We start from the raw sequence: 26,062 nt of genomic DNA on the forward strand, positions 1-26,062 counted from the left end.
GACCGCGGGCGGGCACTCGGGCCGGTGAGCACACCTTATCCCCCCGTCCCGACCACCCGGTAGGTGCGCCCCCTATCCCCCTGGAGCAGGCCAGAGGACGAAAGGACCCGGGTGCCGTAGAGCGCACCCGGGTCCTTGAGCGAATTACTGTTCAATAGCCGAGGTAGAGCACGTCCTGAAGGGGCTCTCCCGCGGCGATCCGCTTCAGGATTGCCGGCTCGGCATCGTCCGACTCAATGGCGGAATCGACGACGGCGGCTGCCACCTCGGGCGCCAGCACCACCACTCCGTTCTCATCACCTAAGACGATGTCGCCGGGATTCACCGTGGTGCCGCCGATGGTGACCGCGACACCGAACTGCGACCGGCCGGAGCCGTGCCGCTTCGTCGTCAGGCACGTGGTGCCGCGTGCGAAGACCGGCAACGCCCCGCCGTCGTCCGCCGCCTGCAAATCCGTGAGGTCGGTTACCGAACCGTCCACCAGGATGCCCGCCGCGCCGCGGGCCCTGGCCGCGGCAGAGGTGACCGCACCTACCGGGGCGTGGCTCCGGTCCCCGTTCAGGTCCAGAACCAAGACCTCGCCGGGACGAAGCCGGACCAGCGCCTGGTTTACGGCCACGGCATCTGCGTCGGGAATCAACGCGGTGGCGGCTACCCCCATCATGCGGACGCCCGGCACCATGCTCCGGATGTCCCCGCTGCAGAAGCCGTCCTCCAGGAAGTGGCCGAGCGTGGGGAGGCTGACCCGGCCCAGTTTCCGCAGCAACTCATCCATGGTCTGCCCCTGGAACCACTGCCACGCATTCGATCTCCAGGGACACGCCCCACAGGCTGACGCACACCGACGTGCGGGCCGGCCGGTGCGGACCGAAGTACTCGTCGTACACGGCGTTGTATTCCTCGAGCTGGTCAGCACTGGTCAGGTAGGTGTTCACCTTGACCACGTGCTGCAGGCCGCTGCCGGCCTCGATCAGGATCGCTTCCAGGTTCCGGATGGTCTGGCGCACCTGGTCGGAGAAGTTCTCCGGCTGGTCGGCCAGGCCGCCGGGCCCCGCCGGGATCTGCCCGGAGGTGAAGACAAAACCGTTCGCCACCACCGCCTGGGAGTAGGGCCCCACCGGCCCCACCGCACCCGGCGCTGCAGTGATGCGGCGAATGCTCACGATTCCGCCTTGGCAAATGCCTTCACCGTGTCCGTGTTGTCCACGGCGTCGATATCGCCGTGACGGGTCTCCGTTAGAAGGTACAGCGCGATGAGGGAGAGCACTGCGGCGCCCATGATGTACCAGGCGATGGACGTGCTCTGGCCGGTGGCCGCCAGCAACGCCACGGTGATCGCGGGAGTCGCCGCGGAGCCCAGCAGGCCGGAGAGCATGTAGGAAACGGACAGGCCGGAGTAACGGACCTTGGACCCGAAGAGCTCGGCGAGGAAGGTCGCGATCGGTCCGTAGTTGGCGGAGAAGGCGAGCATCATCAGGCCGTAGGCAACGAAGAGCAGCGGCTCGGATCCGGAGTTGAGCAGCCAGAAGAACGGGAAAGCCAGGAGGGCCTCGGCGATGATGCCGGCGAAGATGATGGGTTTCCGGCCCACACGGTCCGAGAGCCGGCCGAAGAAGGGGATGGCGACGAACGCCAGCGCGCAGGCGAACATGACCACCCAGAGCATCTTGTCCTTGGAGTAGCCGAGCTCCGCTGTGCCGTAGTTGACGCCGGAAGCGACCAGGAGGGTGAAGGTGCTGCCCGTGGAGAGGGTGGCGACGCCGCCCAGGATGACCTGCTTCCAGTAGCGCTTCATCAGGTAGGCGAACGGCAGCTTGGCCTTGGCCCCGGTCTCGCGGACCATCTGGAAGGACGGGGTCTCCTCGATGTTGAGGCGGATGTAGATTCCGACCGCAACCAGGACGGCGGAGAGGAGGAACGGGACGCGCCAGCCCCAGCTGAGCAGTGCCTCGTCGCTCATGGTGGAGGCCACGATGAGGAAGGCGACGTTGGCCAGCAGGGTTCCGATCGGAACACCGATCTGCACCATAGAGCCGAAGAAGCCGCGCCGGTTCTCCGGTGCGTGCTCGACGGTCATGAGCACCGCGCCTCCCCACTCGCCGCCGAGCGCCAGACCCTGGATGAGCCTGAGCAGCAGCAGCAGCAGCGGCGCTGCCACACCGATGGTGTAGTAGTCCGGCACCAGGCCGATGGCGAAGGTCGCCGCGCCCATGGTCATGAGTGAGATGAGCAGCATGGACTTGCGGCCCAGCCGGTCGCCGAAGTGACCGAACAGGATGGCCCCCACCATGCGGGCCAGGTAGGCCGACGCGAAGGTCAGGAACGACAGGATGGTGCCGACGGCGCCGTCGAGCTCGGGGAAGAAGATCCGGTTGAACACCAGCGCGGACGCGGTGCCGAAAAGAAACAGGTCGTACCACTCGACGGTGGTGCCGATGACGCTTGCCGTGGATATCTTCCGCATCTTCCGGCGGTCCAAACGGGCCGCGGCCGCGCTGGTGGGTGTCACATGCTGGGACATTGCATCTCCAATAGGGGTGCGAAGTGGTCGGCGGCAGGGCCGCATGCTCGTGCTGAGCGCATTCGAATCGTTTACCCACTATCCCGGGCGTGTAGTGTGCCTCACAATCGCTAAGCACACACGTTTCGGACGCCGGGGCTGGGCATCTGCACACCCGCGCCCGACACAACCCCTACAGGCCCCGGGGGTTTGCCTCAGGCCCAGGCGACAACCGCGCGGGCCGCCTCCACGGGTTTCATCAGGTCGATGCCGGTGAGGTCCTTGAACCGCTTGAGCCGGTTCAGGATGGTGTTGCGGTGGCAGTAGAGATGCTCGGCGGTTTCGGTGACGCTCCCGTTCCGCATGAAGCTGAGCACGGTTTCTTCCAGCCGGTCGCGTTCGTCCGGCCGGCAAACCGCCAGTTGTGCCTCGAGCCCAGCCCTGACATCGATGCCGATCCCTGCCATCCGCAGGCGGGTCAGGCGGGTCCAGTCCTCACCTACGGTCAACGGTTGCTTGTCACTGCTGTTGACCAGATCGCTGAGCACCGCGGCGATCCTCGCCGCCGGCGTCAGTTCCCCGAGTCCGAGCACGGGTCCGTGCACCCCGCAGGGAACCGATGCCAGCGGTGCCGGGACCCGCACGCCGCCCAGGTTTTGCATCCCCTGCGTTTCGGGCCAGAACACGTACGTGTACTTGTCCGCCTGATGGAGGAAGGCCGGCGCCCCACGGTGTGAATAGGACGCGAGCTGACGCAGCGCCGCGGCGGCCTTCCCCTGCGCGGCGGCTATCCCGAACCGGCCATCCGGATTCACGTCGAACGCTGTGGCGAAGCGGTTCCTGGTCTCCGGCAGTTGGCCCTCCGGCCCGAACAACGCGGCCACGAACTCGTGCCGCACGCCTGCTTCCTCCCGGGCCATGAGGATGCGCTCGGCGAGATAGCTGGAATGGGCGGCGGCGGCATAGTCGTCAACCACCTTCCAGACGGTTTCCACCCGGTTTGTCAGCATGGCGGCGTCCTCGGGGCCGGACAGCTCCAACAGGCTGCCCCAGACCACCGGAAAGTCGAGACGCACGGCGGAAATCAGCGCCTCCGGCGGCACACCCTGGCGTGCCCGGCGGGCGCCCAGTTCCTCCGCAAACCTCAGCAGGCCGGGATAGGAAGCGGGTTCCTCCAGGCAGTCCAGGATCAGCTCGAGGGAACCTGCCGCCGTCGACTCCAGATCGTCGTGGCCGACCAAGTCCTGCGCGTAGCCTGGGATGCTCCGAACCCGCTGGACGAAATCCGCCTTCAACGCCCCGGCCTGCTGCCGCAGCCGCGCCACGAGTCCTGCCCAGGCCCGGTCGGACGTCTCGCCAAAGACTGTGTGCATGAGCACAGTCTAAACGCGCCAAAGGGGTTGGCTTCAGCTAGTTACTTCGCAGTTGGCGGCTGCCAGCATGGAACGAGACAAAGACCGAAGGAAGGGAACAGCGTGAGCACTACAGCCATGCCGGAGGCCGGCAGGACCGGCAGCGCAGGCAGCGCCGGCGCCGGTATCAGCGCGGGACATCTGATCGTGGCACAGCTCGAGGCCGCCGGGGTGAAACGCGTCTACGGCGTCCCGGGCGAGAGCTTCCTCGACGTCCTGGACGGCCTGCACGATTCCTCGATCACCACCGTCGTCACCCGCCATGAGGGAGGCGCCGGGTTCATGGCGCTGGCCGAGGGCCGGTTGACCGACCTTCCCGGGATCGCCATGGTGACCCGCGGGCCCGGGGCGGCGAACGCGTTCATCTCCGTCCACACCGCCTATCAGGACGCCACTCCCCTGGTGCTCTTCGTCGGACTCATCCCCGTGGCCGACCGCGGACGTGAGTCGTTCCAGGAGTTCGACATCAACGCCTGGTTCGGCAGCACCGCTAAGAAGGTCTTGGTCCTCGACCATGCAGCCTCGGCAGCCGCAGTCGTGGACGACGCCATCCACACCTCCCTCAGCGGCCGGCCCGGCCCGGTGGTCATCGGCCTTCCCGAGGACGTTCTCACCCACATGGTCCCGGGCGGCGTCCCGGTGACGCCGCGAGCCTTGGCCCGAACGGCCCCGTCGTCGTTGGCACTGCAGGAATTCGGCACGAGGCTGGCACAGGCCAGCCGCCCGATGATCGTGGTGGGCGGCGAAAGCTGGACGCAGGAATCCGGCGAGGCGCTGGCCAGGTGGGCGGCCGGGCGTGGAATCCCGGTGGCCGCGGACTTCCGCGCCTACGATGCCGTGCCGCACCGGCTCGAGGGCGGAAACAGCTACGTAGGGTCGCTCGGCTACGCCCGCAGTGACGCGCTGGCTGCGCGGTTCGATAAGTCGGATCTGCTGGTGTTCATCGGCTGCCCGCGCGCGGACGTCCTGAGCGACGGGTACACCGCCGGCCTGGATGCCGAGACCGTGGTGGTGATGCCCGGCGACACGCTGGGGCACTTCGGGCGCCTCGACCAGCACATCGTGGCCGATCCGATTGCTTTCACCGAGGCCCTGTCCGGGCTGCCGGAGACCGGCGCCGCCGAGCCGTCCTGGCTGCCGGACGCCCGCGCCGAGTACGAGCGCTTCAGCGCCCCGGTGCCGCTCGACGGCGGCCGCGGCGTGGACCTGAACGAGTGCATGGCGGTGCTGCGCGAGGAACTGGACGACGACGCCGTCATCACCTACGGCGCGGGAAACCACGCGCTGTGGCCGGCACGCTACCTGCCGCACTCGGCGGCGGACTCGCTCGTGGCACCGCGCAACGGCGCCATGGGGGTCGGCATCCCTGCCGCCGTGGCGGCCGGATTGATCTTCCCCGGCCGGCAGGTGGTCTCCGTGGCCGGCGACGGCTGCTTCCTCATGAACGGGCAGGAGTTCGGGACGGCCGCGGCGTACGGCAGCGCGCCGGTGGTCATCGTGGTGGACAACGGGTGCTTCGCGACCATCCGCGAGCACCAGGAGCGCAGCTATCCGGGCCGGCCGTCGGGCACGGAGCTCACCAACCCGGACTTCGCGCAGTGGGCCCAGTCCTTCGGTGGCTACGGCGAACGGGTGGAGCGGACAGCTGATTTCCGCGATGCCTTCCGCCGCGCCGTCGACAGCGGCAAGCCCGCCCTGCTGCACGTGCTGCAGGACCCATCCGTGCGGTCACCGAAGACCGGAGAACAGGAGGACGCGCGATGAGCGGGCTGGATTCACACGACGACGCACGCTTCTTGCGGGACTTCGAGGCGCTGAGCGGGTTCGGGGCGACGGAGAACGGCGGGGTCCACCGGCTGGCCGGATCGGCGGCGGACGGCGAACAGCGGCGCTGGTTCACCGAACTGCTGGAGTCAGAGGGCTTCCGCGTGGAGTTCGACCAGATAGGCAACCAATTCGGCCTGCTGGAGTTGGTGCCGGACGCGCCGTTTGTGGTGGTGGGCTCGCACCTGGACTCCCAGCCGACCGCGGGTAAGTACGACGGCGCCTACGGGGTCCTCGCCGCCGCGCACGCCGCGTTCCGGCTGGCGGCCGAATGGCGCTCCTCGGGCACCGCCCCGCAATACAACCTGGCGGTCGTGAACTGGTTCAACGAGGAGGGCGCACGGTTCAAGCCCTCGATGATGGGCAGCTCGGTCTACACCGGAAAGATGACCGCCGCTGCCGCGTTGGCGGTGGAGGACCCGGCCGGTATTACGGTCGCGGAAGCGCTGCAGTCCATCGGCTGCCTCGGGTCCGGCACGGGGCCGGCGGCGGCCTACTGCGCCGAGATCCATATCGAGCAGGGCCGGAGCATGGAGCGCGACGGCGTGACGATCGGCCTGGTGGATTCAAACTGGGCGGCGAACAAGTACGAGTTCGTGGTGCACGGCGAGCAGTCGCACACCGGCTCCACGGTGATTGCGGACCGGAAGGATGCCCTGCTGGGGGCCTCGATGCTGGTGGTGGCGGCGCGGGAAATTGCGGACCGGTTCCCCGGCGTCCTGCACACCTCCGTGGGCCAGCTCGACGTGTATCCGAATTCCCCCGTCGTCGTGCCGTCCCGGGTGAACCTGTTGCTTGACCTGCGGTCAGCCGACGAGGCGGTACTGGCCGAGGCCGACCAGATGCTGCACGAGCGGATGCTTCAGATCGAGCGGGCCGCGAACGTGCGGATCGACAAGGGCGGCTCCCACTGCTGGCCCGTGACGCCGTACCAGCCTGAGGGCGTGGAACTGGCCGAAAAGGCCGCGGTCGACCTCGGCCTTTCCTACCGGAAGGTGAAGACCCTGGCCGGGCATGACTCGACGAACATGAAGGACATCGTCCCGACGATCATGCTCTTCGTGCCCTCGGTCGAGGGCATCTCGCACAACGAGCACGAGTACACCAGGGACGAGGACGTCGTGGCAGGCCTGCACATGCTCACGGACGTGGTCCGGCGCCTGTGCCACGGGGAGTTGGACCGCGCGGAATAGTCGGCCCGCGCTCTTTGTTGACGTGTCCATGAAGATTGAGATCTGGTCCGACATTGCCTGCCCCTGGTGCTTCATCGGCAAGCGCCGCTTCGAAACGGCCCTGGAGGGCTTCGAGCACAAGGACCAGATCGACGTCGAATGGCGCAGCTACCAGCTCGACCCCACCCTGCCGGAACACTATGACGGCACCGAGACCGAGTACCTGTCCCGGATGAAGGGCATGCCGCAGGACCAGGTCAAGCAGATGTTCGGGCACGTCACGGCGCAGGCCGCGGGCGAGGGCCTGAACTACGACTTTGACTCCGTGGTGGTGGCCAACAGCTTCACCGCGCACCGCTTCCTGCATCTGGCCAAGGAGCACGGCGTGATGGACCAGGCCAAGGAAGCCCTGCTGTCCGGCCATTTCGAGCAGGGCAAAGACATTGGCGACGCCGAGTACCTGGTGGGCATCGGCGTCGAACTGGGCATTTCCGAGACGGAGATCCGCGAGACGCTGGCGGGCGACCGCTTTGCCGCGGAGGTCCGCGCCGACATCGCCGAGGCCCGCGCGCTCGGCGTGAACGGGGTGCCGTTCTTCGTGCTGGACCGCAAGTACGGGATCTCCGGGGCGCAGCCGGCCGAGGCGTTCGCGCAGGCGATTCGGCAGGCGTGGAACGAGCGCAGCCCGCTGACCGTGCTGCCGCAGTCGAAGACCGACGACGGCGCGGTGTGCGGCCCCGACGGCTGCAACTGACCTGACCGGACCGGAACCGGCGGGCTGCTTCCCGAAGCGGCCCGCCGGTTTTCCTGTGTCCTATGCCTTATCTTGTGCCCTGCGCGTTGCCGGGCGGGCCGTCGAGCACGGTGGGGACGTACTCAAGCAGCTGGAGCCGGCCGTCGAAGGTTCTGCTGTCCACCATCTCGAGCGCGACGTCCGGGTAGCCGTCGTAGATCCGTTCCCGGCCGGTGCGGCCCGTGATGACGGGGAAGACGACCAGCCGGAACCGGTCCACGAGGCCCGCGGTCAGCAGCGACCGGCACAGGCTGAGGCTGCCTAGGGTGCTGAGCTGCCCGGTCCCGGTGCGTTTCATCTCAGCCACGGCCGCGACGGCATTCCCGGTGACGAGTTCCGAGTTCGGCCAGGTCAGCGGCGCCTGCAGCGTGGAGGAGAAGACGACCTTCGGCACGGCGGCGAGCCCGGTCAGGCTGGCGCCCTCATCTTCGGAGAATTCCGAGGACCCGGCCGCGGCCTGCTCGGACATGCCGGACATCAGCCGGTAGGTGTTCGCGCCCAGGAGGAAGGTGTAGTCCTTCTCCCCCTCCTGCTCGAGCCAGGCCAGATACTCCGGGCCCTCCAGCCCCCACCAGCCGGGCCAGCCCACGGCCGAGGCATAGCCGTCCAGCGAGATGATCAGGTCCACCATCAGGTTCGCAGATCGCGCCTGCGCAGTTGTCTCGCCCATCGCACGCTCCTCGCTCTGCACGGCGCTTGGCCGACATGTTACTCCCGAAGCGATAGGTTGTTGAGGGTGCTGCGGGCGCCCGGGCGCCCGGAGCGAAGGTCCGCTTCCCTGAACTGTGGCGGTCGCCGTCCCCTTGGGCGACCGGCGAAGCACCCTGGCTGCACACTGCGGTTCCATCGGCGTGTGCAGCGCATGTACTGATTGGCCGGCCGACGCTTCGGCCCGATTGAGAGGACCGATAGCGGGATGAATCAGCAACCGACGAGGCTCTGGACCAAGAACTTTATTCTGGCCATCGTCGTCAACCTGTTCATCTCCCTGGTTTTCTACATGCTGATGACCACGATGGCGCTCTACGCCGTGGACCGATTCCAGGCCTCCGACACCGCCGCCGGTTTCACGTCCAGCGCGTTCGTGCTCGGTTCGGTCATTGCGCGGATCTTCGCCGGCCGGCTGCTGGACGTCGTCGGCCGCCGGAAGATGATCCTGGCGACCATGGCCGTGTTCGTGGCCGCCTCGCTGCTGTACATTCCCACCGGTTCACTGACCTGGCTGCTGGTGCTGCGCATCGTGCACGGCATGGCCTTCGGCGCGGGCACCACCGCGGTGGCTGCCTCGGCACAGACCCTCATCCCCCACACCCGGCGCGGCGAGGGAACCGGGTACTTCGGCCTGTCCACCACGCTCTCGACGGCGGTGGGCCCCTTCGTCGGCGTGCTGCTGGCGGGGCTGCGCAACTACGATGCGATGTTTTACTTCTGCGCCGCCGCCTCCGTGGTTGCCCTCGTGGTGGCCCTGTTCCTGCGGGTGCCGGAACTGCCGGCCCCGAAGCGATCCGGTCGGTTCCGGATGAGCCTCAGCGATATTTTCGAGACAGCGGCCCTGCCCATCTCCTGCATCATCCTGCTGGCCGGGACTTCCTACTCCGGCATCCTGATCTTCCTGACCTCCTACGCGGAGTCGCGGGGCTCCACCTCCGCGGCCAGCGTCTTCTTCCTGGTCTATGCGGGGGCGGTGCTGGTCTCCCGCCTGTTCGCCGGCCGGATCCAGGACCGCCGCGGCGACAACAGCGTCATGTACCCCACCCTGATCTCCTTCGTGCTGGGGTTGGCGCTGCTGATCCCGGACCCCACCCTCCTGACCATCATCGGCTCAGCGATTTTCAGCGGCATCGGCTTCGGCACCATCATGTCCGGCGCGCAGGCGATTGCGGTGAAGGTGTCGCCGGCCATGCGCATCGGCACGGCCACGTCCACCTTCTTCCTGGCGCTCGACCTCGGTTCCGGGCTCGGCCCCATCCTCCTGGGCACGCTGGTTCCGGTTCTCGACTACCCGGGCATGTACGCCCTGCTGGCCGTGGTGATGGTGCTGACCACCCTGCTCTACTTCTTCGTGCACGGCCGCCGGAAGGGTGCCGCCGGCGCCGTCGGCACCTAGGGGCGCGGCGTCCCGGCGCCGCGGCGATGCGGAGCGGCCGGTGCGTCGGGCAAAGGTCGCGGGCGGAGCGTCGCGGCGGTGCGGAGGGCACTCAGGCCAGGCACCGCCGTCGTGCTGGAAGCGCTACTCCTGCTCCGCCGCTTCGCTGGGCGTGGGTGACAGCCGCGGGCAGCTCAGCGTCCCCGGCGTCTGGTCCACCCGGTTTGCCGGGACGAGTTCCTTGTAGCCGGCGCCCACCACCACGTCCACGCTGTCATCGGCGCGGTCGTCGGCCACGTATTCCGAGTCAGGAATATTCCGTTGGAGATTGAAGGCGTTGGCTTCGCCGGCCTTGCCGGACACGACGACGGCGCTCATCCCGTAGACGCTCAAGGTCTTGTTGCCGACGGAACCGATGTCGTAACCGCGGTCGGACAACGCCGCGGCCACCTTGCTGCCCAGGCCCTCCAGCTGCGTGCCGTTGTAAACGTTGAGCCGGAACGAACCGTTGTCCGGATAGTCGTAGGTGCCGGTCGGGCAGGTGACCGCCTCCGGGGGCGGCGGCGGGCCCCAGCCGGGAACCTTCAGGTCGCCGCGGGCGACGGCCAGGGCCGCGAGCGCCGCGGCGATGACCAGGCCGACCAGCAGCACCAACACCACCCCATGCAGGATCCGCCGCTGGTAACTGTGCGGCTTCTCCACATTGCCGTCCTCGACGAAGACGCGGTCCAGATCCTCTTCGGTGATGACGCGCTGGCCCTGCCAGCTCAGTATCTGCTTGGGCTTGCGTCGGGGTGGCGGCGGGATGCTGGGTTCAGTCATCGACCACCAGGACCCGGGCATGCAGCACGGCCCTCTGGTGAAGCGCCGTGCGGACCGCGCGGTGCAGTCCGTCTTCCAGATAAAGGTTCCCCTGCCACTGCACCACGTGCGGGAACAAATCCCCGAAGAACGTGGAGTCCTCGGCCAGCAGGGCATCGAGGTTAAGCGTCGACTTGGTGGTGATCAGCTCGTCCAGGCGCACTTGGCGCGGCGGCACCTCGGCCCAATCCTTGGGGCTGACGTGGCCATGTTCGGGGTAGGGGCGGCTGTCGCCCACGGCTTTGAAGATCACGAACCCAGCCTAAGGAAGTCGGCCCGCGAAGGAAACGCGCGCCACAGCGTGCCGCGGACCCGTAGCCAAAAGGTTACGGTCCGTGTGCTGCACGTGTTGGGCCCTATTGCTGCCTGCTTTAGGCCGCCGTCTCCCGCCTGTCAGGCCGCGGTGATCGGCACTTCGCGGACGCCCACGGTCTCGCCGGTGATCCAGTCCTCCCACTCGACCCGCAGCCGGTACTCCCCCCGCTCCGGCGGGTGCAACATCACGTCGTACCGCTCGGCCGCGCCGAAGGCCAGCACGTCGGTCATGAGCGGGTATCCGGCCTCCCGGCAGGTCGGTGAAGGCGCCCCCGGCACGGAGGTGTCACGGAACGGCCGGCCGTCGTGAGCAATCAGCTCGGCCATCCGCACCGGCTCCCCGTCCATGGCAGTGAAGTACATGCGGTTGGGAAGGTAGTTGGCGTTCAGGATGCGCAGCAGCGTCGGCTTCTTCTCGCCGCCGGCCACGTTGGCCCGCAGCGCCGACAGGCTCCACACCCGGTTGTCGCCGGAGCGCCGGCGAATCAGCTCGCCGCCCATCAGGTAGAAGTGCTTGGGCTCGAACCGGTTCAGCCCCACGTCTTCGCCGGAGAGCCCGGCCGCGTGGTGCATTTCGTGCCAGCGCGGATCCAGCGAATACGGGATCAGAATGGACTCGGTGTCGACGTCGTACTCCGGCCCGTCCACGAACGCCCGCCGCGCTCCCGGCGTCACCGGGTAGTCGGGGTGCACCACCGGATCGACGATCACGGGGCCGAACATCCCCATCTGCGCGTGCAGCACGGTGTTGACGTGGCAGTGGTAGAAGTAGGTGCCGGCCGCGCCGTAGTTGGGATCTCCGGGCCGACCCGGCTCCGGCGCCCACTGGTAGGTGTACGTGCCGCCGATCTCGAAGGACGTATGGCCGACCCCGTCGTTGCGCGGGTCGGGTTCCAGCCCGTGCCAGTGGATGGTGTGCGGGCCCATCGAGGGATGCACGGTGGCGTGGAAGATCTGCCCTTCCAACGGCCGGATCAACGGGCCGGGAAAACCGCGGCCCGACTCCCGCGAGTCGAAGCTCCACATCTCGAACACGGCGCCGTCGTCGAAGCGCAGGTCCCGGTTGAAGACCTCCAGGTAGACGGACGAGTGCGGCGTCTGCCGGAATTCCGTGACCGGGCGGTCCAGATCCAACTGGTCGGAGCTGAAGTCCACCTGGCTCCGGAAGCGGTGGCGCGGTCGGCCGTCGTCGTCAGTGGGGCTCGGGCTCGGCGTCGGCTCCCCGGGCTGGGTTGGTTCCCCGGTGGGGGACGACGTCGGTGCCTCCGTGGGCTCCCACGTGGGCGTAGGCGTCGGTGCGGCGGTGGGAGTGCCGGTGGGCGAGGTGGTCGGCTCAGCCGTGGGCGCCGCCGTCGCGCTCGGTCGCGGCGTTGCGGTGGGCTTCGCCGTCGCCGTGGGCTTCGGCGTCGCGGTGGGCTCGGTCCCGCCGCTGCCCTTGCGGTCGTCGTCGTCCTTCTTCTTGCCCTTTTTCCGGTCCTCCTCGCGCCGACGGGCAGCTTCCTCCTGCTTTCGCTCGGCCTCGGCCCGCTTGCGTTGCTCTTCGGCCCGTTGCGCGGCGGTGCGGCTGCCGGAGCGCAGGGGCACTCTCGGGTTGCTCATCATCCCTCCCCGGGAAGCGGTGCCTTCAGGTTCCAATGAGCCACCAGCCCGCCCGGATACAGGCCGCCGGCGGCAGTTTGCGAGGGCTCGGCGTGGCAGTGCATCGGGTACTCCCAGTCGGTGGTCCGGGCGTACCAGACCGGATCGAGGGCATCCGGCGGCCGCTTGACCGGGATGATGCAGTCCTTCCGGTCCATCGGTTGCAGCTCCACCACGTCCTCCCACTGCTGCAGCACCACGTGGCCCTGCTTGTCCATGTACCCTTCGCGCCGCGGCCAGTGGTAGTTGTTCCGCCGCACGGTCCACAGGTGGTTCCCGTGAAAGTGGATCTGGTGGTACACGATTCCGGGGTTGATCAGCCGCACCAGCTGGCCGCCGCGGAGGGTGCCGGCGGTGGTGCCCTCGCCGAACTGGCGCACGTCGAGCTGCCGCGGATACCCGGAGACCAAGGTTTCCTCGTCGCTGGCCAGGTTGAGCGCCTCGTTCCGGGTCATCGCCAGCGACTCGTAGCCGCTGCGCCCGTTGAGCGTGAAGTACCGCGGCACCGCCTTGGTCTGCAGCGGGTCAACGGTGCCGCCGGCGGCCTCGATGGCCGCCCAGTTCGACTCCACCGCGTGGCAGATCCACACCCACTGCCGTTCGAAGCTGGCCCGGCCGGGCGTGATGTCCCACTGGTGCACCGGATCCATCACGATGAGCGCGCCGAAGAGCCCGAGGGTCCGCTCGACCGGCGCGTTGGTCGGATCGCTGTAGATATACGAGCCGGCTGGCGGGCACGGCAGCTCCAGCAGTGCGCTCCCACCCGGTGCAATCGGGCCAGTCCGGGCGTCCGCGTGGTCCGGTCCAACGTCGTGCAGGACAAACTCATGGTCCTTGGACAGCCGGTTGTGCACCCGGAAGCGGAGCGTCGAACCCACCTCCGCGATGATGGTGCGCGCCGGGAAGTAGCTGGCCCAGTAGTTGCGGCGGATGAAGTACTGTCCGGGGTTCGCCGGGTCCGGGCCGTAGGGCTGCGGGGTGCCGCGCGGCGGCAGCGCCGCCCCCAGCGGATAGGTCCGCGACTCCACCAGCCGCCCGTCGGCGGTGAACACCTTAGGCGCCACGGCCAGGCTCGGCGAGGCGTCCCGCAGGCCGGTGGGCCGGTCGCCGAAACCCCGGTGGTAAACCAGCGAGTCGTCCACCATCTTCAGGTAGCCCTCGTTGATGTAGAGGTCCAGCACGCCGGGGACGGGCACGACGGCGGAGGGCCGGGTTCCGGTGGCGACGGACTGGGCGGGGCTCCTCCGCCCAGTCACGGTCGTCTGGGCCGATGCCGCGCCGCCCAGTCCGCCCAGGGCCAGCGCTCCGAGGCCGGCGGCCGCCCCGTATCTCAGGAAGTTCCAGCGCCCGACGCCGGCTGTCTCCTGGGAGTCCTTTGGCATCCGGGGCTGCGCGCCTTCGGTGCCGGTCCTATCCGAGGCAGCGCTGCCCAACGCAGAGCTACCCGAGGCTGCGTCCATCGTGCGGCCGTGGTCCGGCTCCGGAACGTGCTCAGCCATGATGTCCGCCTTCGTCCAGCCAGCCGGGTCTGAGCGCCACGCGCGGCAGTTCGAGCCGCAGCGGCGCCGCGTGCAGCCACGGATCCGTAAACTCCGCCGCCAAGCGCTGCGCGTCCGCCGGCACCAGGAAGCTGATCCAGAAGCGCTCGGTACTCCGAGCTGCCAGCGCCACGGCCTCCCCGGAGTCCCGGTTGGTCACCGTCGGACCGCCGTCGCCGACCCTCAGCCGCAGCTGCCCGGGGGCGAACAGCACCGCGTCCTCCGAAGCGTTTTGAACCTCCAGCTCCACCAGCAGGTGGTCGCCCCAGGTCATGTTCGCCGGTTGTGGCGCCGCCGCCATGATGGGGCCGTGGCCGGCGTGCCCGGATCCACCCCCGACACTCCCCCGGCCTTCCGCGCCGCCGCCCGCAGGCCGCCCCGCAGCAGCGGAGGTCTTCGCGCCCCTGGCGGGAACACCGCCGTCGTACGCCAACCGATGCTGGCGCTCCGCGGACACCAGCCTCACGCTCCCGAACGACGTTTCCACGCCTCCCGAGCCCACGGTGCCGGCCCGCAGGCGGCTGGCCGTGAGCAGTCCCGCGCCGCCCGCCACGCCGGCGATGCCGGCCCCAACAAGTACCCCAAAAACACGCCGCGAGAGACCGGACGGCAGGCTCGCGCTGCTGTCCGGCCCCGGCACGACCGCGCTATCCCCATAGAGCGTCGTCATTGCCTTACCGCTTTCCCATTCCCCCAAACCTGTAGGCACCCATCCTTGCCGGGCGGGCTTGGGAAAAACTGGTGGGATGCGAACGGCCGTGCCGTCCCGTCATACTGGGACCATGAGCCTCACAGCCGGTCTCCCTGCCCGCCCGGAGCAGCCGCCCATCGGCCTGCTGCTGGACGTCGACGGCCCGCTTTCATCGACGGTGACACGGACCGTGCCGGCGGAGATCATCCACTCGTTGCTCGTGATGGCCAAACGCGGCTGGCCGATCGTGTTCAACACCGGACGGTCGGACCAGTTCATCAAAGAGCAGGTGATGGAGCCGATGCTGGCCGCCGGGATGCCGCCGGAGGTGCGTTGCTATGCGGTGTGCGAAAAGGGCGCCGTCTGGTTCAGCTTCACCGCGGCCGGCCCGGGCACGATCCATGTGGACCATGCGCTGGCACCGCCGCAGGAGTTCGCCGCCGAGGTGCGCGAGCTGGTCCGCTCCGGCTATTCCAGCCACATGTTCTTCGACGAAACCAAGCGCGCCATGGTCTCCGTGGAGCAGGTGGTGGGAACGGAGAACCGGGAGTACCGCCAGGTGCAGGAAAAGTTCGACGCCGAGGTGCTGGCTTTGATGTCCCGGTTCGGCATGGGTGCCACGCGCCTGGACCAGCACCTGCCGGACAGCGACGACCAAATCGACTACCGGGTGGACCCAAACATCATTGCCACCGACATCGAGTCGGTGCAGCTGGGCAAGGACCTGGGCGCCGAGCGGGCGCTGGAAATGCTGGCCGCGGACGGCGTGGTGCCGCACGCGTGGCGCACGATGGGCGATTCGCGCACCGACTATGCGATGTCCGACCTGCTGCACCACAACGGGCACGCGGTGCTGCACGTGGACGTGCGCCCCGACGACGGGGTCCCGCAGAAGCCGTACCCGGTGCTGACCGCGGCCCACCTCGGTTTCCCGAGGGCCGTGCACGAAGAGGCCGGCGCGGCGTTCCTGCGGACGTGGGCGGCGATCGCGCAGACGTTGTAGGGCTTGCCGGGCGGCGTAGGGGCTTTACGAGCCGGCCCGAGGGTCTTCCTAGTCGGCCGCGCCCGCCGTCGGGCCGTAACACGGCGAAATACGGGGCCCATTCCACGCCGATTCCCTTCGCGAGTCAAGAGAAACTCTGCCTTCGCAGCAAAACGTAACGTCCGTAACAATTGACTCCAGGCCCGGTGCTAGTCTGCCTTCCATGAACGCACTTCAGGGGAGCATTCCAGTACTCGACATGAGCACCGCCCGCCTTGCGGACGGCAGCTTCAACCCGGTCTTCATCGACCAGTTGCGCGACGCCGCGCACCGCGTCGGATTCTTCCAGATCACCGGTTACGGCGCCGCCGAGGGCCAGGTGGCGGAGCTCTTCGACGCGATGAAGTGCTTCTTTGACCTGCCGCTGGAAGAGCGGTTGAAGCTGGACAACCGAAACTCCCCGCATTTCCGCGGCTACACCCGCATGGGCACCGAGCGGACCCAGGGCCGCGCCGATGCCCGCGAGCAGCTGGACTACTCGCCCGAGAGCGAGCCGGTCACCGACTACCCCGAGGACCAGAAGTACTGGCTGCTCCGCGGTCCGAACCAGTGGCCGGACGCCGTGCAGCCGGACCTGCGCGAGAAGGCCATGGCCTGGGCCGAGCTGATGTCCACGGTGGGCCATGACCTGCTCTCGGCCATCGGCGTCGGGCTGGGCCTGCCGGAAGACTACTTCGACGAGCCGTTCGCCGGCACCCCGCACTGGATGGGCAAGCTGGTGCACTACGTGGGCGGCGTGGTGGAGGAAGCCGGCGACCAGGGCGTGGGCGTGCACGCCGACTACGGCTTCGTCACCCTGCTGCTGCAGGACATGGTGGGCGGGCTCGAGGTGCGGCCGCCGGAGTCCGATGAGTGGCTGCCGGTCGAGCCGATCGAGGGTGCCCTGGTGGTGAACCTGGGCGAAATGCTCGAGGTCGCCACCGACGGCTACATCACCGCCACCGTCCACCGCGTGCAGGCTCCGCCGCCCGGCGTGGACCGCTACTCGGTGCCGTTCTTCTGGTCGCCGCGCCTGGATGCCGTGATCGACCCGGTCCCGCTGCCGGACGAGCTCAAGGCCGAGTCCCGCGGCCGCACTGACGACCCCACCAACCCGATGCTCTCTAGCTTCGGCGCCAACATGCTCAAGGGCCGACTGCGCGCCCACCCGGACGTGACCGAGAAGTTCTATCCGGAGCTGCTCGCCAAGAAGTAGGCGCGGCAGGTCGCCGGGACGGGGCTGAGCCTCCTGGCCGGGACTCCTGGCCTCCTGGCCTTCGATGGTGTGTGCGGCGCTCGGCGTCGCACACACCATTCTTCTCGGTAGAGGCTTTCCCACCCGATGCGCGGCCGTTCCCGCTCGCCCATAATGGCTGTGTGGGCAACATCCTGACCCGCTGGCGCGAAGAACTGCGGGGCACATTTTCCGGGCAGAGCGACACGATCCCGCAGTGGGAGCTGGACCTGGAGAACGGCGACGACGCGGGCTACTTCGCGCCCGATTCGGCCGTCTGGGCGGTTCACGGCTCGATGCATACTCTGGTCGCCGGCATCCGTTCGCTGCTCACCCAGACGCTGCATCCCGGCGCGCTGGCCGGCGTGCATGACTTCTCCGCCTACCGGGATGATCCGCTGCGGCGCCTGGCTAATACCATCCGGTGGATCTTCACAGTCACTTACGGCGACACCGCGGCGGCGCGGTCCGCCTGCGACCACGTCCTGCGCCTGCATGAACGCGTCCGCGGAACCTACACCGACTCCTCCGGCGGGCAGCAACCGTACTTTGCCAACGACCCCCACCTGTTGCGGTGGGTGCATCTGACCTTCACCGACGCCTTCGTCACCGCGCATTTGGCCTACGGCCGCCGGTTGCCGGGTGGTCCGGACCGCTATGTGGCCGAATGGGCCAAGGCCGGCGAGCTCATGCAGGTCTCGGACCCGCCCCGCACTTATGCGGAACTGCGCGCTCAACTGGCCGGCTTCGCCCCGGAGCTAGCCGCGTCGCCCACCATGGAGGAGACGGTCGCGTTTGTCAGGCGGCCGCCGCTGCCCCGCTCGCAACGGCTGGGTTACCACATCCTGTTCGCCGCCGCCGTCGAAACGCTTCCCGAGGAGCACCGCCGCCTGCTGGGGCTGCGCCCGACCACTCCCCTGCCGCTGCGGATCCTCATAAAGTCCGCCACCCGGATCGTCCTAGGCGTCGTCCGGCTGGGGCTGAGCAAGACCGGGCCGAGCGAAGCCGCTGCCCGCCGCCGACTCGCCCGGCTCGGGCAGCAGGCTTGACGGCGCGCGTCACGGGACGCAACTGTCCACGTTTAAAACGACCCTGGGGCAAAGCCGCAGGTCAGGGGCCTGTGATTCGCCAAAAGATGGACAGTTATGGCTGAACATGGACAGAAGCAGCCGGATCCGCGGCTGGCTCGCCGGTAAGAACCCCCTCGTCCGGCCGCGCGCTGCCCCTCAACGACCGGCCTTGCGCTGCGCCTCCGCGACCGACCTTGCGCTGCGCCTCGGCAACGGGCCTTGCGCTGCGCCTCGGCAACGGGCCTTGCGCTTTAACGCCAGCGGCCCCGGTCTGCAGTGCAGATGGGGCCGCTGGGTCTGGCGGAGGATGGGGGATTTGAACCCCCGAGGGCGTGAACCCAACACGCGTTCCAGGCGTGCGCCATAGGCCGCTAGGCGAATCCTCCAGATGCTTGCTCACAAGAGCAGATACCAGAGTACCCGAAAGCGGCCCCATGTGCCGAATCGGCAGGAGTGCAGGGAACTGGGCGCGGGAGTCCAGAAAGCTGGGGCCGAGGACTCCAAGGTGTCTGGGGTGCGGGAATCCAGGGGGCCGAATCCGGGAGTCCATGTACCTCAACCCAAGCCTCTAAGGGGCCTGAGGTTGGGCGACCTGGCCTCCTCCGGAGACGGCCGCCACCCCTTCAGCACGGGCCCAAAAATTGAATCCGAGACCGTGCGGGTACCGCCGCCGTTTAGCTCTGGAAGGCTGCGACCGGCAGTGGCAAACTTACGCCATGGGTGAGGTGAGGGGCTGGGGGCAGCCCCTTTTCTAAGGGGACTAAACAACATGGCCACCGGTACAGAGTCAGCGGTAGGCAGCGTGCCACCGGCACGCATTGTGGACTGGCTGCTGGCCGGGGATGCGTCAATCCGGTTCCAGACCCTGCGTGATCTCTGCGACGCGCCCGGAGGCGAAGTGGCGGCCGCGCAAGCCCAAATCGCCGACTCCGGCTGGGGTGCCCTGCTGCTCGAGGCGCAGGATTCGGACGGCAGCTGGGGCGGCGGCCTCTACAACCCCAAATGGACCTCCACCATGTTCACCCTGCTGCTGCTGCATTGGCTCGGACTCGCCCCGGGGCACCCGCAGGCCGTGGCCGGCTGTCGGAGGCTGCTGGACGGGGCAGAGTACTTCGACGGCGGGCTGACCTACGGCCGGCACCAGGACCGGGCCGAGAACTGCGTCACGGCCATGGCTGTGCTGGTCGGCTCCGAGCTGGGCCAGCGACTCGGCGGCGATCCACGGATCGACAAGGCAGTGTCGTGGCTGCTGGCCGAGGAACTGGACGACGGCGGTTGGAACTGCGAGCCCCACAGCTCGCCGACCAAGCACGCCTCGTTCCACACCACCATCAGCACGTTGGAGGCGCTGGCTGCCTACCGGCACAGCGGCGGTGCGATCAAGGTGGAGGTCGCCGAGGCACGCGGCCGCGAATTCCTGCTGATGCATTCGCTTTACCGGTCACACCGGACCGGGGCCGTGGCGCATCCCTCGCTGTCCCAGTTCCGGTTCCCGCCGCAGTGGCACTACGACATCCTGCGCGGCCTGGAGTACTTTCGCGCCGAGGGCTGCCCGCACGACGACCGGATGTCGCCCGCCATCAATGTAGTGGCCCACGGACGGCGCAGCCCGGGCAACTGGGGCGGGTACCGCCCGTATCCGGGGCGGATGTGGTTCCGCTGGACGGCAGAGGACATCGGCCGCTGGGCCACGCTGCGGTGCTCCCGCGTGCTGCGCTGGTGGGATGCTCCCGACGCCGTTCCCGACGCCGCCGCCGGCTCCCCGACGACCCCCGACGGGTGACGGGCGCCTGATTTCGGGCCGCCGTCCGACGTCAGGTAGACTGTTCGTCGGCCCCTCATGCGGTGTCATCCTGTGAACTCCCCCAGGACCGGAAGGTAGCAAGGGTAAGCGGGCTCTGTCAGGTGCATGAGGGGTCTTTACTTACCCCCATGCTGCCTATCCCCAGCCCGGCCGCTCCGGCGTGCACCGGCCCAGTTTCAACCGATAGGGTTTGATCGTGAGTACAGCCCTTTACCGTCGCTACCGCCCGGACACTTTCGCGGACGTTATCGGGCAGGAACACGTCACCCATCCGCTGATGGCGGCGCTGCAGAAGAACCGCGTCAACCACGCGTACCTGTTCTCCGGCCCGCGCGGCTGCGGCAAGACCACCTCGGCCCGCATCCTGGCCCGCTGCCTGAACTGCGCGGAGGGCCCCACCCCCACCCCTTGCGGCACCTGTGACTCCTGCGTCGAGCTCGGCCGCGGCGGACCCGGCAGCCTCGACGTCATCGAGATCGACGCCGCATCCCACGGCGGCGTGGACGACGCCCGCGACCTGCGCGAGCGGGCCACCTTCGCCCCGGTGCGCGACCGCTACAAGATCTTCATCATCGACGAGGCCCACATGGTCACGTCTGCCGGCTTCAACGCCCTGCTCAAGATCGTCGAAGAGCCGCCGGAACACATCAAGTTCATCTTCGCCACGACCGAGCCGGACAAGGTCATCGGCACCATCCGCTCCCGGACCCACCACTATCCTTTCCGGCTGGTCCCGCCGGAACCGCTGATGCAGTACCTGGAACTGCTGTGCCGGCAGGAGAACGTTCCGGTGGCCCCGGGCGTCCTCTCGCTCGTGATCCGGGCGGGCGGCGGTTCGGTCCGCGACTCGCTCTCCGTGCTGGACCAACTGATGGCCGGCGCCGGACCCGACGGGCTGGACTACGAACTGGCCGTTTCCCTGCTCGGCTACACGCACGCCTCCCTGCTGGACGACGTCGTCGACGCCTTCGCCGCGGGCGACGCGTCCACCGTGTTCAGCGCGGTGGACCGCGTGGTGCAGACCGGCCACGATCCGCGCCGCTTCGTCGAGGACCTGCTCGAGCGCTTCCGCGACCTGATCATCGTGCGCGCCATGCCGGAAAGCGCCCACGCCATCCTGCGCGGCGTCCCGGAGGACCAGATCGCCCGGATGCAGACCCAGGCCAACCAGCTGGGCGCGTCCGAGCTCTCCCGGGCCGCGGACATCACCAACCAGGCGCTGACCGAAATGACCGGCGCCACCTCCCCGCGCCTGCACCTTGAACTGCTGTGCGCGCGGATCCTGCTGCCCGCCGCAGACCAGGGCGAGCAGGGCGTCGCGGCTCGGGTGGACCGGATCGAGCGCCGGCTCAGCTACGGTGGGGCCCCGGTTTCCGCACCGGCAGCCGGCCAGCCGCAGGCGCCCGCCGTGCATGCCGCCGCGGAGCCCCCGCTCTCCGGGCCCGAAGCCGCGCGCGCCGCGCTCCGGGGAGCCAACGCACAGAAGGCCGAGCCCGCCCGCCCGGACGCCGAGCGCCTCACTCCCCCGCGGGTGAGCACCACCGACTGGCCCCGCGAAGACCAGCAGGGTCCCGCCGCCCCCGCCGCCAACAACCCCCAAACTTCAGGCCAGCCTGCCCAACAGCACGACGGCGGAGCTCCCGCTGGCTCCGGGGGTACGGCACCTGCGACGGCGGCATCCTCCGGATCTCCGGATGGGAACGGCGCCGCGGCCGCAGCCGAGGCCCAGGCGTCTTCCGCCCAGCCGCCTTCGGCTCCGGCATCCGCCAACGATTCCAGCCGTCCGACCGTCCCGTCGTCGGTGTTCGGGAATCCGCGAGACGGCGGCAGGCAGGACGCCGGTGTGCAGGTCCCCTCCGATGCGGCCGGCCAGCAGAACGCTGCTGCCGGCTCCTCCGGCGAAAGCGCGGCCGACTGGGGTGGCACCTGGGGCGCCATGCCGGAGCCGGCTCCGGCACCCGAAGCCCAGCGCCCCGCCCCGCCGGCCGGAGACCAGGCCCGTGGATCGGGTCAGCCGGCTCAATCTCCCCGGAACACGGCGGCGCCGGTAGCGGCAGCCAACGAGCGGTCGCAGGCACAGGGCCAGCCCCCGGCGCAGCAGCGCGGACCGCAGCGGCAGGCGCAGGCAGCACCGCAGGCTCCGGCACAACCGGATCCCGTTGCACCACAGGCGCAGGCTCCGGCACGCCCGGAACCGGTTGCGCCACAGGCTCAGGTCCCGGCCCCGGCCCACCAGCCGCCGGCACGACCGGAACCGGTTGCACCGCAGGCGCAGGCTTCGGCACAACAGTCTCCCGCGCGCCCGGAACAGGCCGCGCCACGGGCGCAGGCTCCGCGCCAGGGCCAGCCCGGCCCGCAGGCGTCCGGGCAGATCGAGATGATCCGCCGCGCCTGGCCGGAGATCCTGAACACGCTCAGCGGCATCCGCAAGGTGACGTGGATGAACGTCAGCACGAATGCCTCGCCGCTCAGCCTCGACGGCACGGCGCTGACGCTCGGCTTCAAGAACCAGGGGTCCGCCACCAACTTTAACAACGGCGACCACGCGGACAACGTGCGCCAGGCCATCCAGCAAGTGCTCGGGATCGACTTGCAGATTCAAACCGTCGAAGACGCGTCGGTGACAGCGGGTGAGTCAAACCCAAAAGTACCTACTAGCCGGCCGCAGCCGGCAGACGGAGGTTGGCCCGCCAACACCGCTACGGTAGGTGCGCCCGCACCGGTTTCGGGACCGGTTGTTGGGCAATCTGATCATCGGCAGTCGGCACAGGCCGCAGCCGGGATGGCCGGCTCGGGCTCGGCGCCTTCTCCGTCTTCTGCTGAACCGGCGACGCCGGCTGCCCCGGCCGAACCGGCCGGGTCGGCGATGTCGGCTGGCTTCGCAACGTCCGGCTTCCCCGGTGGTCTTGGGATGTCGGGGGGATCCGGCGTATCCCCTGCCTCGGCCGTTTCCGGTCCGTCTGCCCCCAGCGGGGTCTCCGCGTCCACCGGCCTTTCAGCCACAAGCGGGGTGTCCGCAGGCTCAAGCTTGTCGGCACCCACAGCCGCCTCCGCCCCCAGCGGCATGTCCGCGGACTCAAGCCTGTCGGCGCTCAGCGCCACCTCAGCTTCCAGCAGTCCGTCCGCGGGCTCAAGCCTCTCGGCGCCCACAGCCGCCTCCGCACCCAGCGCTACCTCCGCCGCGTCAGGAGCATCAGCCCCCAGCGGTTTCTCCGGGGCCACCGCGGCGTCAGCGCCGTCGGCCGAATCGCCGAACAGCGCCTCCGGCAACGGCCAGCGGCCGCCTGCCCTGCCAGGGGAGAAGCCGGTGTTTGCGAAGCTGGCCGAGCGGATGGCGGCCCCGGGGGCTCCAACCGCTGTCCCCGTCGCTGCCGGTGCGCCATCGGCCTCGAACCACTCCGGCTCGGCGCTGGCCGGCTTCCCCGCCCCCGCAGCTCCAGCAGCTCCTGCAGCTCCTGCCTCTCCAGCAGGGGAGATCCCCGGGGCTGCCGCCCCACCGAACAGCAAGCCCGCCGGCGCCCTGTCGGCACCACCAAGCACTCCCGCCCCCTCCTCCCCGGCACAGGCTTCTCCGTACGACGACATCCCGTACGCGAACGATGAACCACCCGCCGAGGAATGGGAAACGACGCCGGACCGGCAAATGCCCGGGCAAAAGCGCAGCCGCTACCAGCAGTTGCTGGATCAGGCGAAGGCCACACGGGCGACATCGGCCGCCGCGGCGCCGTCCCCGGCAGCCCGTGACCTAAACTTGAAGTACGTCGAGGACATCCCCAGCGAAGACGACGAGGCCATCGAAGATTCCGGACTGGTGGGCCGCGCTGCCATTGAAAGGCTCCTCGGGGGACGCCTGATCGAAGAACGAAGCCTCGACGGTTCCTAACCGTTCGCGGAGATTGAAGGTTCAGTGTACGAAGGTGCTGTCCAGGAGCTGATTGACGAGCTCGGCCGCTTGCCTGGAATCGGCCCGAAGTCCGCCCAACGCATCGCGTTCCACATCTTGGAGTCCGATCCGGCCGACATGAAGCGGCTCGTTGACGCCGTTACCCACGTCAAGGAGCGGGTGAAGTTCTGCTCCATCTGCGGGAACGTCTCCGAACAGGACACCTGCAACATTTGCCGCGACCCGCGCCGGGATCCGACGGCCATCTGCGTGGTGGAAGAGTCCAAGGACGTCATAGCGATCGAGCGCACCCGGTCCTTCAAGGGCCGCTACCACGTGCTCGGCGGCGCCATCAATCCGATCGGCGGCGTCGGTCCGGAGCAACTGCGCATCCGCGAGCTGCTCGGCCGCCTCTCGGACGGACAGATCGAGGAAATCATCATCGCCACCGATCCGAACCTTGAAGGCGAGGCGACGGCGACCTACCTGGGCCGGATGCTCAAGACCATCGGCATTCCCGTCAGCCGGTTGGCGTCCGGCCTGCCGGTGGGAGGCGACCTCGAGTACGCGGACGAAGTTACGCTGGGCCGCGCCTTTGAAGGCCGCCGCATGCTCACGTAGCAAACCGGCGGCCCAGCCACGCGTGAGTGGCGGCGTCGGGCGCCTGGCCCGGCACCGTCGTCGTTATTACCCTGGCCGGTCATACTGCCCGCCGCATTCTCCGCCCTCACCACTACGGCGCTAGAATGGCGGTTGCCGCGCGGTGCGCAGCCGGGATGCGTGGCAGCAAATCCATGAGCCCGCATGCGCGCCCTGGCGGCCGCGGTCCGGGCCCCAACCCAGGAGTTGTTTAGAGAACACATGAGCCTGATAGTGCAGAAGTTTGGCGGTTCCTCAGTATCGGACGCGGAGGGGATCAAACGCGTGGCACAACGCGTGGTCGACACCCAGGCCGCCGGCAACCAGGTTGTCGTCGTCGTGTCCGCCATGGGAGACACCACCGACGAACTGCTGGATCTGGCCAACCAGGTCTCCTCCAGCAGCAGCAGTGCCCGCGAAATGGACATGCTGTTGTCCGCCGGCGAACGCATCTCGATGTCGCTGCTGGCCATGGCCATCCAGGAATTCGGCTCCAGGGCCCAGTCCTTCACCGGCAGCCAGGCCGGCATGGTCACCGACGCCATCCACGGCAGGGCGCGGATTATCGACGTCTCGCCGCACCGGGTGATGACGACCATCGAAAAGGGCGAGATCGCCATTGTCGCCGGCTTCCAGGGCATCAGCCGGGAGAGCAACGACATCACCACGCTGGGCCGCGGCGGTTCGGACACCACCGCGGTGGCGCTGGCGGCGGCACTGGGCGCCGACGTCTGCGAGATCTACACTGACGTGGACGGCATCTACACCGCCGATCCGCGGGTGGTGCACACCGCCCGCAAGATCGACGCCATCTCCAGCGAGGAGATGCTGGAAATGGCGGCCTCCGGCTCGAAGATCCTGCACCTGCGCTGCGTCGAGTACGCCCGCCGCTTCGGCGTGAAGCTGCACGTGCGCTCGTCCTTCAGCACGAACGAGGGAACCTGGGTACTGCCCAACCCCGACGACAAGATCAAGATTCAAGAGGGAGAACCCTTGGAACAGCCCATCATCTCCGGCGTTGCCCACGACCGCTCCGAAGCCAAGGTCACCATCCTGGGCGTGCCCGACATCCCCGGCAAGGCCGCGGAGATCTTCGGCATCGTCGCCGGCGCGCACTCAAACATTGACATGATCGTGCAGAACATCTCCACCCGCGGGACCGGCAAGACGGACATCTCCTTCACGCTGCCCATGGTGGAGGGCAAGGAAGCCCTGGAGGCACTCAACGCGGCCCAGGACGTGGTGGGCTTCGAGGGCATTCTCTACAACGAAAACGTCGGAAAGCTCTCGCTGATCGGGGCGGGCATGCGCTCCAATCCCGGCGTCTCCTACAAGTTCTTCGAAGCCCTGCACAAGGCCGGCGTGAACGTGGACATGATCTCCACCTCCGAGATCCGCATCTCGATTGTCACGCACGCCGATCTGCTGGACACGGCGGTCCGCGCGGTCCACGCGGCATTCGACCTGGACACCGATGAGGAAGCCACGGTTTACGGCGGCACCGGCCGCTGACGCCGCAGGCCGAACCGGAGAGGGGCTGTCAGCAGTTGGCTGACAGCCCCTCTCCGTGTGTCAGGCCTT

21 protein-coding genes, 1 tRNA gene and 1 other RNA gene are annotated in these 26,062 nt (G+C 68.6%); 12 read left to right on the top strand and 11 right to left on the bottom strand.

The annotated features are described in order from the left end of the window. Positions 1-151: 151 nt before the first annotated feature. The 4 genes from AC5RW2_RS19915 to AC5RW2_RS19930 all read right to left on the bottom strand — a co-directional run bounded on the left by AC5RW2_RS19915 (position 152) and on the right by AC5RW2_RS19930 (position 3,873). Entirely contained in the window at positions 152-775 is a 624-nt protein-coding gene (locus tag AC5RW2_RS19915; RefSeq protein WP_494024803.1) for an RraA family protein, read from the bottom strand. Next, entirely contained in the window at positions 768-1,163 is a 396-nt protein-coding gene (locus tag AC5RW2_RS19920) for a RidA family protein (RefSeq protein WP_494002081.1), read from the bottom strand. The genes AC5RW2_RS19915 and AC5RW2_RS19920 overlap by 8 nt, the downstream gene beginning before the upstream one ends. Continuing rightward, a complete protein-coding gene (locus AC5RW2_RS19925; protein WP_494013251.1) occupies positions 1,160-2,521 on the bottom strand; it encodes an MFS transporter in 1,362 nt (453 codons plus the stop codon). Before AC5RW2_RS19925 ends, AC5RW2_RS19920 begins: the two co-directional genes overlap by 4 nt. A 194-nt stretch (positions 2,522-2,715) precedes the next feature. After that, complete coding sequence (locus AC5RW2_RS19930) at positions 2,716-3,873, bottom strand: RsbRD N-terminal domain-containing protein (RefSeq protein ID WP_494024804.1); 1,158 nt, start codon at positions 3,871-3,873, stop codon at positions 2,716-2,718. Positions 3,874-3,990: 117 nt separating this feature from the next. Here AC5RW2_RS19930 and AC5RW2_RS19935 point away from each other — a divergent pair, with 117 nt between their 5' ends. The 3 genes from AC5RW2_RS19935 to AC5RW2_RS19945 are packed head-to-tail and all read left to right on the top strand — an operon-like array spanning position 3,991 to position 7,662. After that, complete coding sequence (locus tag AC5RW2_RS19935) at positions 3,991-5,676, top strand: thiamine pyrophosphate-dependent enzyme (protein WP_494025740.1); 1,686 nt, start codon at positions 3,991-3,993, stop codon at positions 5,674-5,676. After that, positions 5,673-6,929: a M20 family metallo-hydrolase gene (locus AC5RW2_RS19940; RefSeq protein WP_494024805.1), complete on the top strand. Its 1,257-nt coding sequence runs from the start codon at positions 5,673-5,675 to the stop codon at positions 6,927-6,929. Before AC5RW2_RS19935 ends, AC5RW2_RS19940 begins: the two co-directional genes overlap by 4 nt. A gap of 28 nt (positions 6,930-6,957) precedes the next feature. Next, positions 6,958-7,662 (top strand): DsbA family oxidoreductase, encoded by a 705-nt coding sequence (locus tag AC5RW2_RS19945; RefSeq protein WP_494074356.1) that lies wholly within the window; start codon positions 6,958-6,960, stop codon positions 7,660-7,662. A gap of 67 nt (positions 7,663-7,729) precedes the next feature. On the opposite strand, the gene AC5RW2_RS19950 is transcribed toward AC5RW2_RS19945, so the two are convergent. After that, positions 7,730-8,371 carry a dihydrofolate reductase family protein gene (locus AC5RW2_RS19950; RefSeq protein WP_494024807.1) on the bottom strand — a complete coding sequence of 214 codons (642 nt, stop codon included), beginning with the start codon at positions 8,369-8,371 and terminating at the stop codon, positions 7,730-7,732. 246 nt (positions 8,372-8,617) lie between these two features. On the opposite strand from AC5RW2_RS19950, the gene AC5RW2_RS19955 reads away from it, so the two are divergent. Continuing rightward, a complete protein-coding gene (locus tag AC5RW2_RS19955) occupies positions 8,618-9,808 on the top strand; it encodes an MFS transporter (RefSeq protein ID WP_494024808.1) in 1,191 nt (396 codons plus the stop codon). 123 nt (positions 9,809-9,931) lie between these two features. Here the strand turns inward: AC5RW2_RS19955 and AC5RW2_RS19960 are convergent, their stop codons facing one another. The 5 genes from AC5RW2_RS19960 to AC5RW2_RS19980 form a co-directional block, all read right to left on the bottom strand. After that, the gene (locus AC5RW2_RS19960) at positions 9,932-10,609 is read right to left on the bottom strand and encodes a LytR C-terminal domain-containing protein (protein WP_494024809.1); all 678 of its coding nucleotides are present in this window, start codon (positions 10,607-10,609) and stop codon (positions 9,932-9,934) included. Further along, positions 10,602-10,901, bottom strand: a complete 300-nt coding sequence (locus AC5RW2_RS19965; protein WP_493977152.1) for a type II toxin-antitoxin system VapB family antitoxin — start codon at positions 10,899-10,901, stop codon at positions 10,602-10,604. Before AC5RW2_RS19965 ends, AC5RW2_RS19960 begins: the two co-directional genes overlap by 8 nt. A gap of 140 nt (positions 10,902-11,041) precedes the next feature. Next, positions 11,042-12,562: a multicopper oxidase domain-containing protein gene (locus tag AC5RW2_RS19970; RefSeq protein WP_494074357.1), complete on the bottom strand. Its 1,521-nt coding sequence runs from the start codon at positions 12,560-12,562 to the stop codon at positions 11,042-11,044. Then, entirely contained in the window at positions 12,562-14,100 is a 1,539-nt protein-coding gene (locus AC5RW2_RS19975) for a multicopper oxidase domain-containing protein (protein ID WP_494074358.1), read from the bottom strand. Before AC5RW2_RS19975 ends, AC5RW2_RS19970 begins: the two co-directional genes overlap by 1 nt. Next, the gene (locus tag AC5RW2_RS19980; protein WP_494074359.1) at positions 14,093-14,848 is read right to left on the bottom strand and encodes a DUF4352 domain-containing protein; all 756 of its coding nucleotides are present in this window, start codon (positions 14,846-14,848) and stop codon (positions 14,093-14,095) included. Before AC5RW2_RS19980 ends, AC5RW2_RS19975 begins: the two co-directional genes overlap by 8 nt. Before the next feature lie 73 nt (positions 14,849-14,921). On the opposite strand from AC5RW2_RS19980, the gene AC5RW2_RS19985 reads away from it, so the two are divergent. From AC5RW2_RS19985 to AC5RW2_RS19995, 3 genes are all read left to right on the top strand, one after another. Next, positions 14,922-15,833 (top strand): Cof-type HAD-IIB family hydrolase, encoded by a 912-nt coding sequence (locus AC5RW2_RS19985; RefSeq protein WP_494013260.1) that lies wholly within the window; start codon positions 14,922-14,924, stop codon positions 15,831-15,833. A 202-nt stretch (positions 15,834-16,035) separates the two neighbouring features. Further along, entirely contained in the window at positions 16,036-17,067 is a 1,032-nt protein-coding gene (locus AC5RW2_RS19990; RefSeq protein WP_494074360.1) for an isopenicillin N synthase family dioxygenase, read from the top strand. A 161-nt stretch (positions 17,068-17,228) separates the two neighbouring features. After that, positions 17,229-18,134 (top strand): oxygenase MpaB family protein, encoded by a 906-nt coding sequence (locus AC5RW2_RS19995; RefSeq protein ID WP_494074361.1) that lies wholly within the window; start codon positions 17,229-17,231, stop codon positions 18,132-18,134. 319 nt (positions 18,135-18,453) lie between these two features. On the opposite strand, the gene AC5RW2_RS20000 is transcribed toward AC5RW2_RS19995, so the two are convergent. Then, a tRNA-Ser gene (locus AC5RW2_RS20000) sits at positions 18,454-18,541 on the bottom strand. 383 nt (positions 18,542-18,924) lie between these two features. Between AC5RW2_RS20000 and AC5RW2_RS20005 the strand changes: the two genes are divergently transcribed. The 5 genes from AC5RW2_RS20005 to AC5RW2_RS20025 all read left to right on the top strand — a co-directional run bounded on the left by AC5RW2_RS20005 (position 18,925) and on the right by AC5RW2_RS20025 (position 25,993). Beyond that, complete coding sequence (locus AC5RW2_RS20005; RefSeq protein ID WP_494024813.1) at positions 18,925-19,938, top strand: prenyltransferase/squalene oxidase repeat-containing protein; 1,014 nt, start codon at positions 18,925-18,927, stop codon at positions 19,936-19,938. Positions 19,939-19,984: 46 nt separating this feature from the next. Then, positions 19,985-20,080: signal recognition particle sRNA small type (ffs, locus tag AC5RW2_RS20010), an RNA gene on the top strand. A 75-nt stretch (positions 20,081-20,155) separates the two neighbouring features. Then, positions 20,156-23,842 (top strand): DNA polymerase III subunit gamma and tau, encoded by a 3,687-nt coding sequence (locus AC5RW2_RS20015; protein WP_494024814.1) that lies wholly within the window; start codon positions 20,156-20,158, stop codon positions 23,840-23,842. A gap of 24 nt (positions 23,843-23,866) precedes the next feature. Further along, the gene (gene recR, locus AC5RW2_RS20020) at positions 23,867-24,463 is read left to right on the top strand and encodes a recombination mediator RecR (RefSeq protein ID WP_494002065.1); all 597 of its coding nucleotides are present in this window, start codon (positions 23,867-23,869) and stop codon (positions 24,461-24,463) included. 240 nt (positions 24,464-24,703) lie between these two features. Beyond that, positions 24,704-25,993, top strand: a complete 1,290-nt coding sequence (locus tag AC5RW2_RS20025) for an aspartate kinase (RefSeq protein WP_494002064.1) — start codon at positions 24,704-24,706, stop codon at positions 25,991-25,993. Positions 25,994-26,062 lie beyond the last annotated feature (69 nt).

It is taken from the genome of Arthrobacter sp. B0316-1-20 (genome assembly GCF_059091865.1).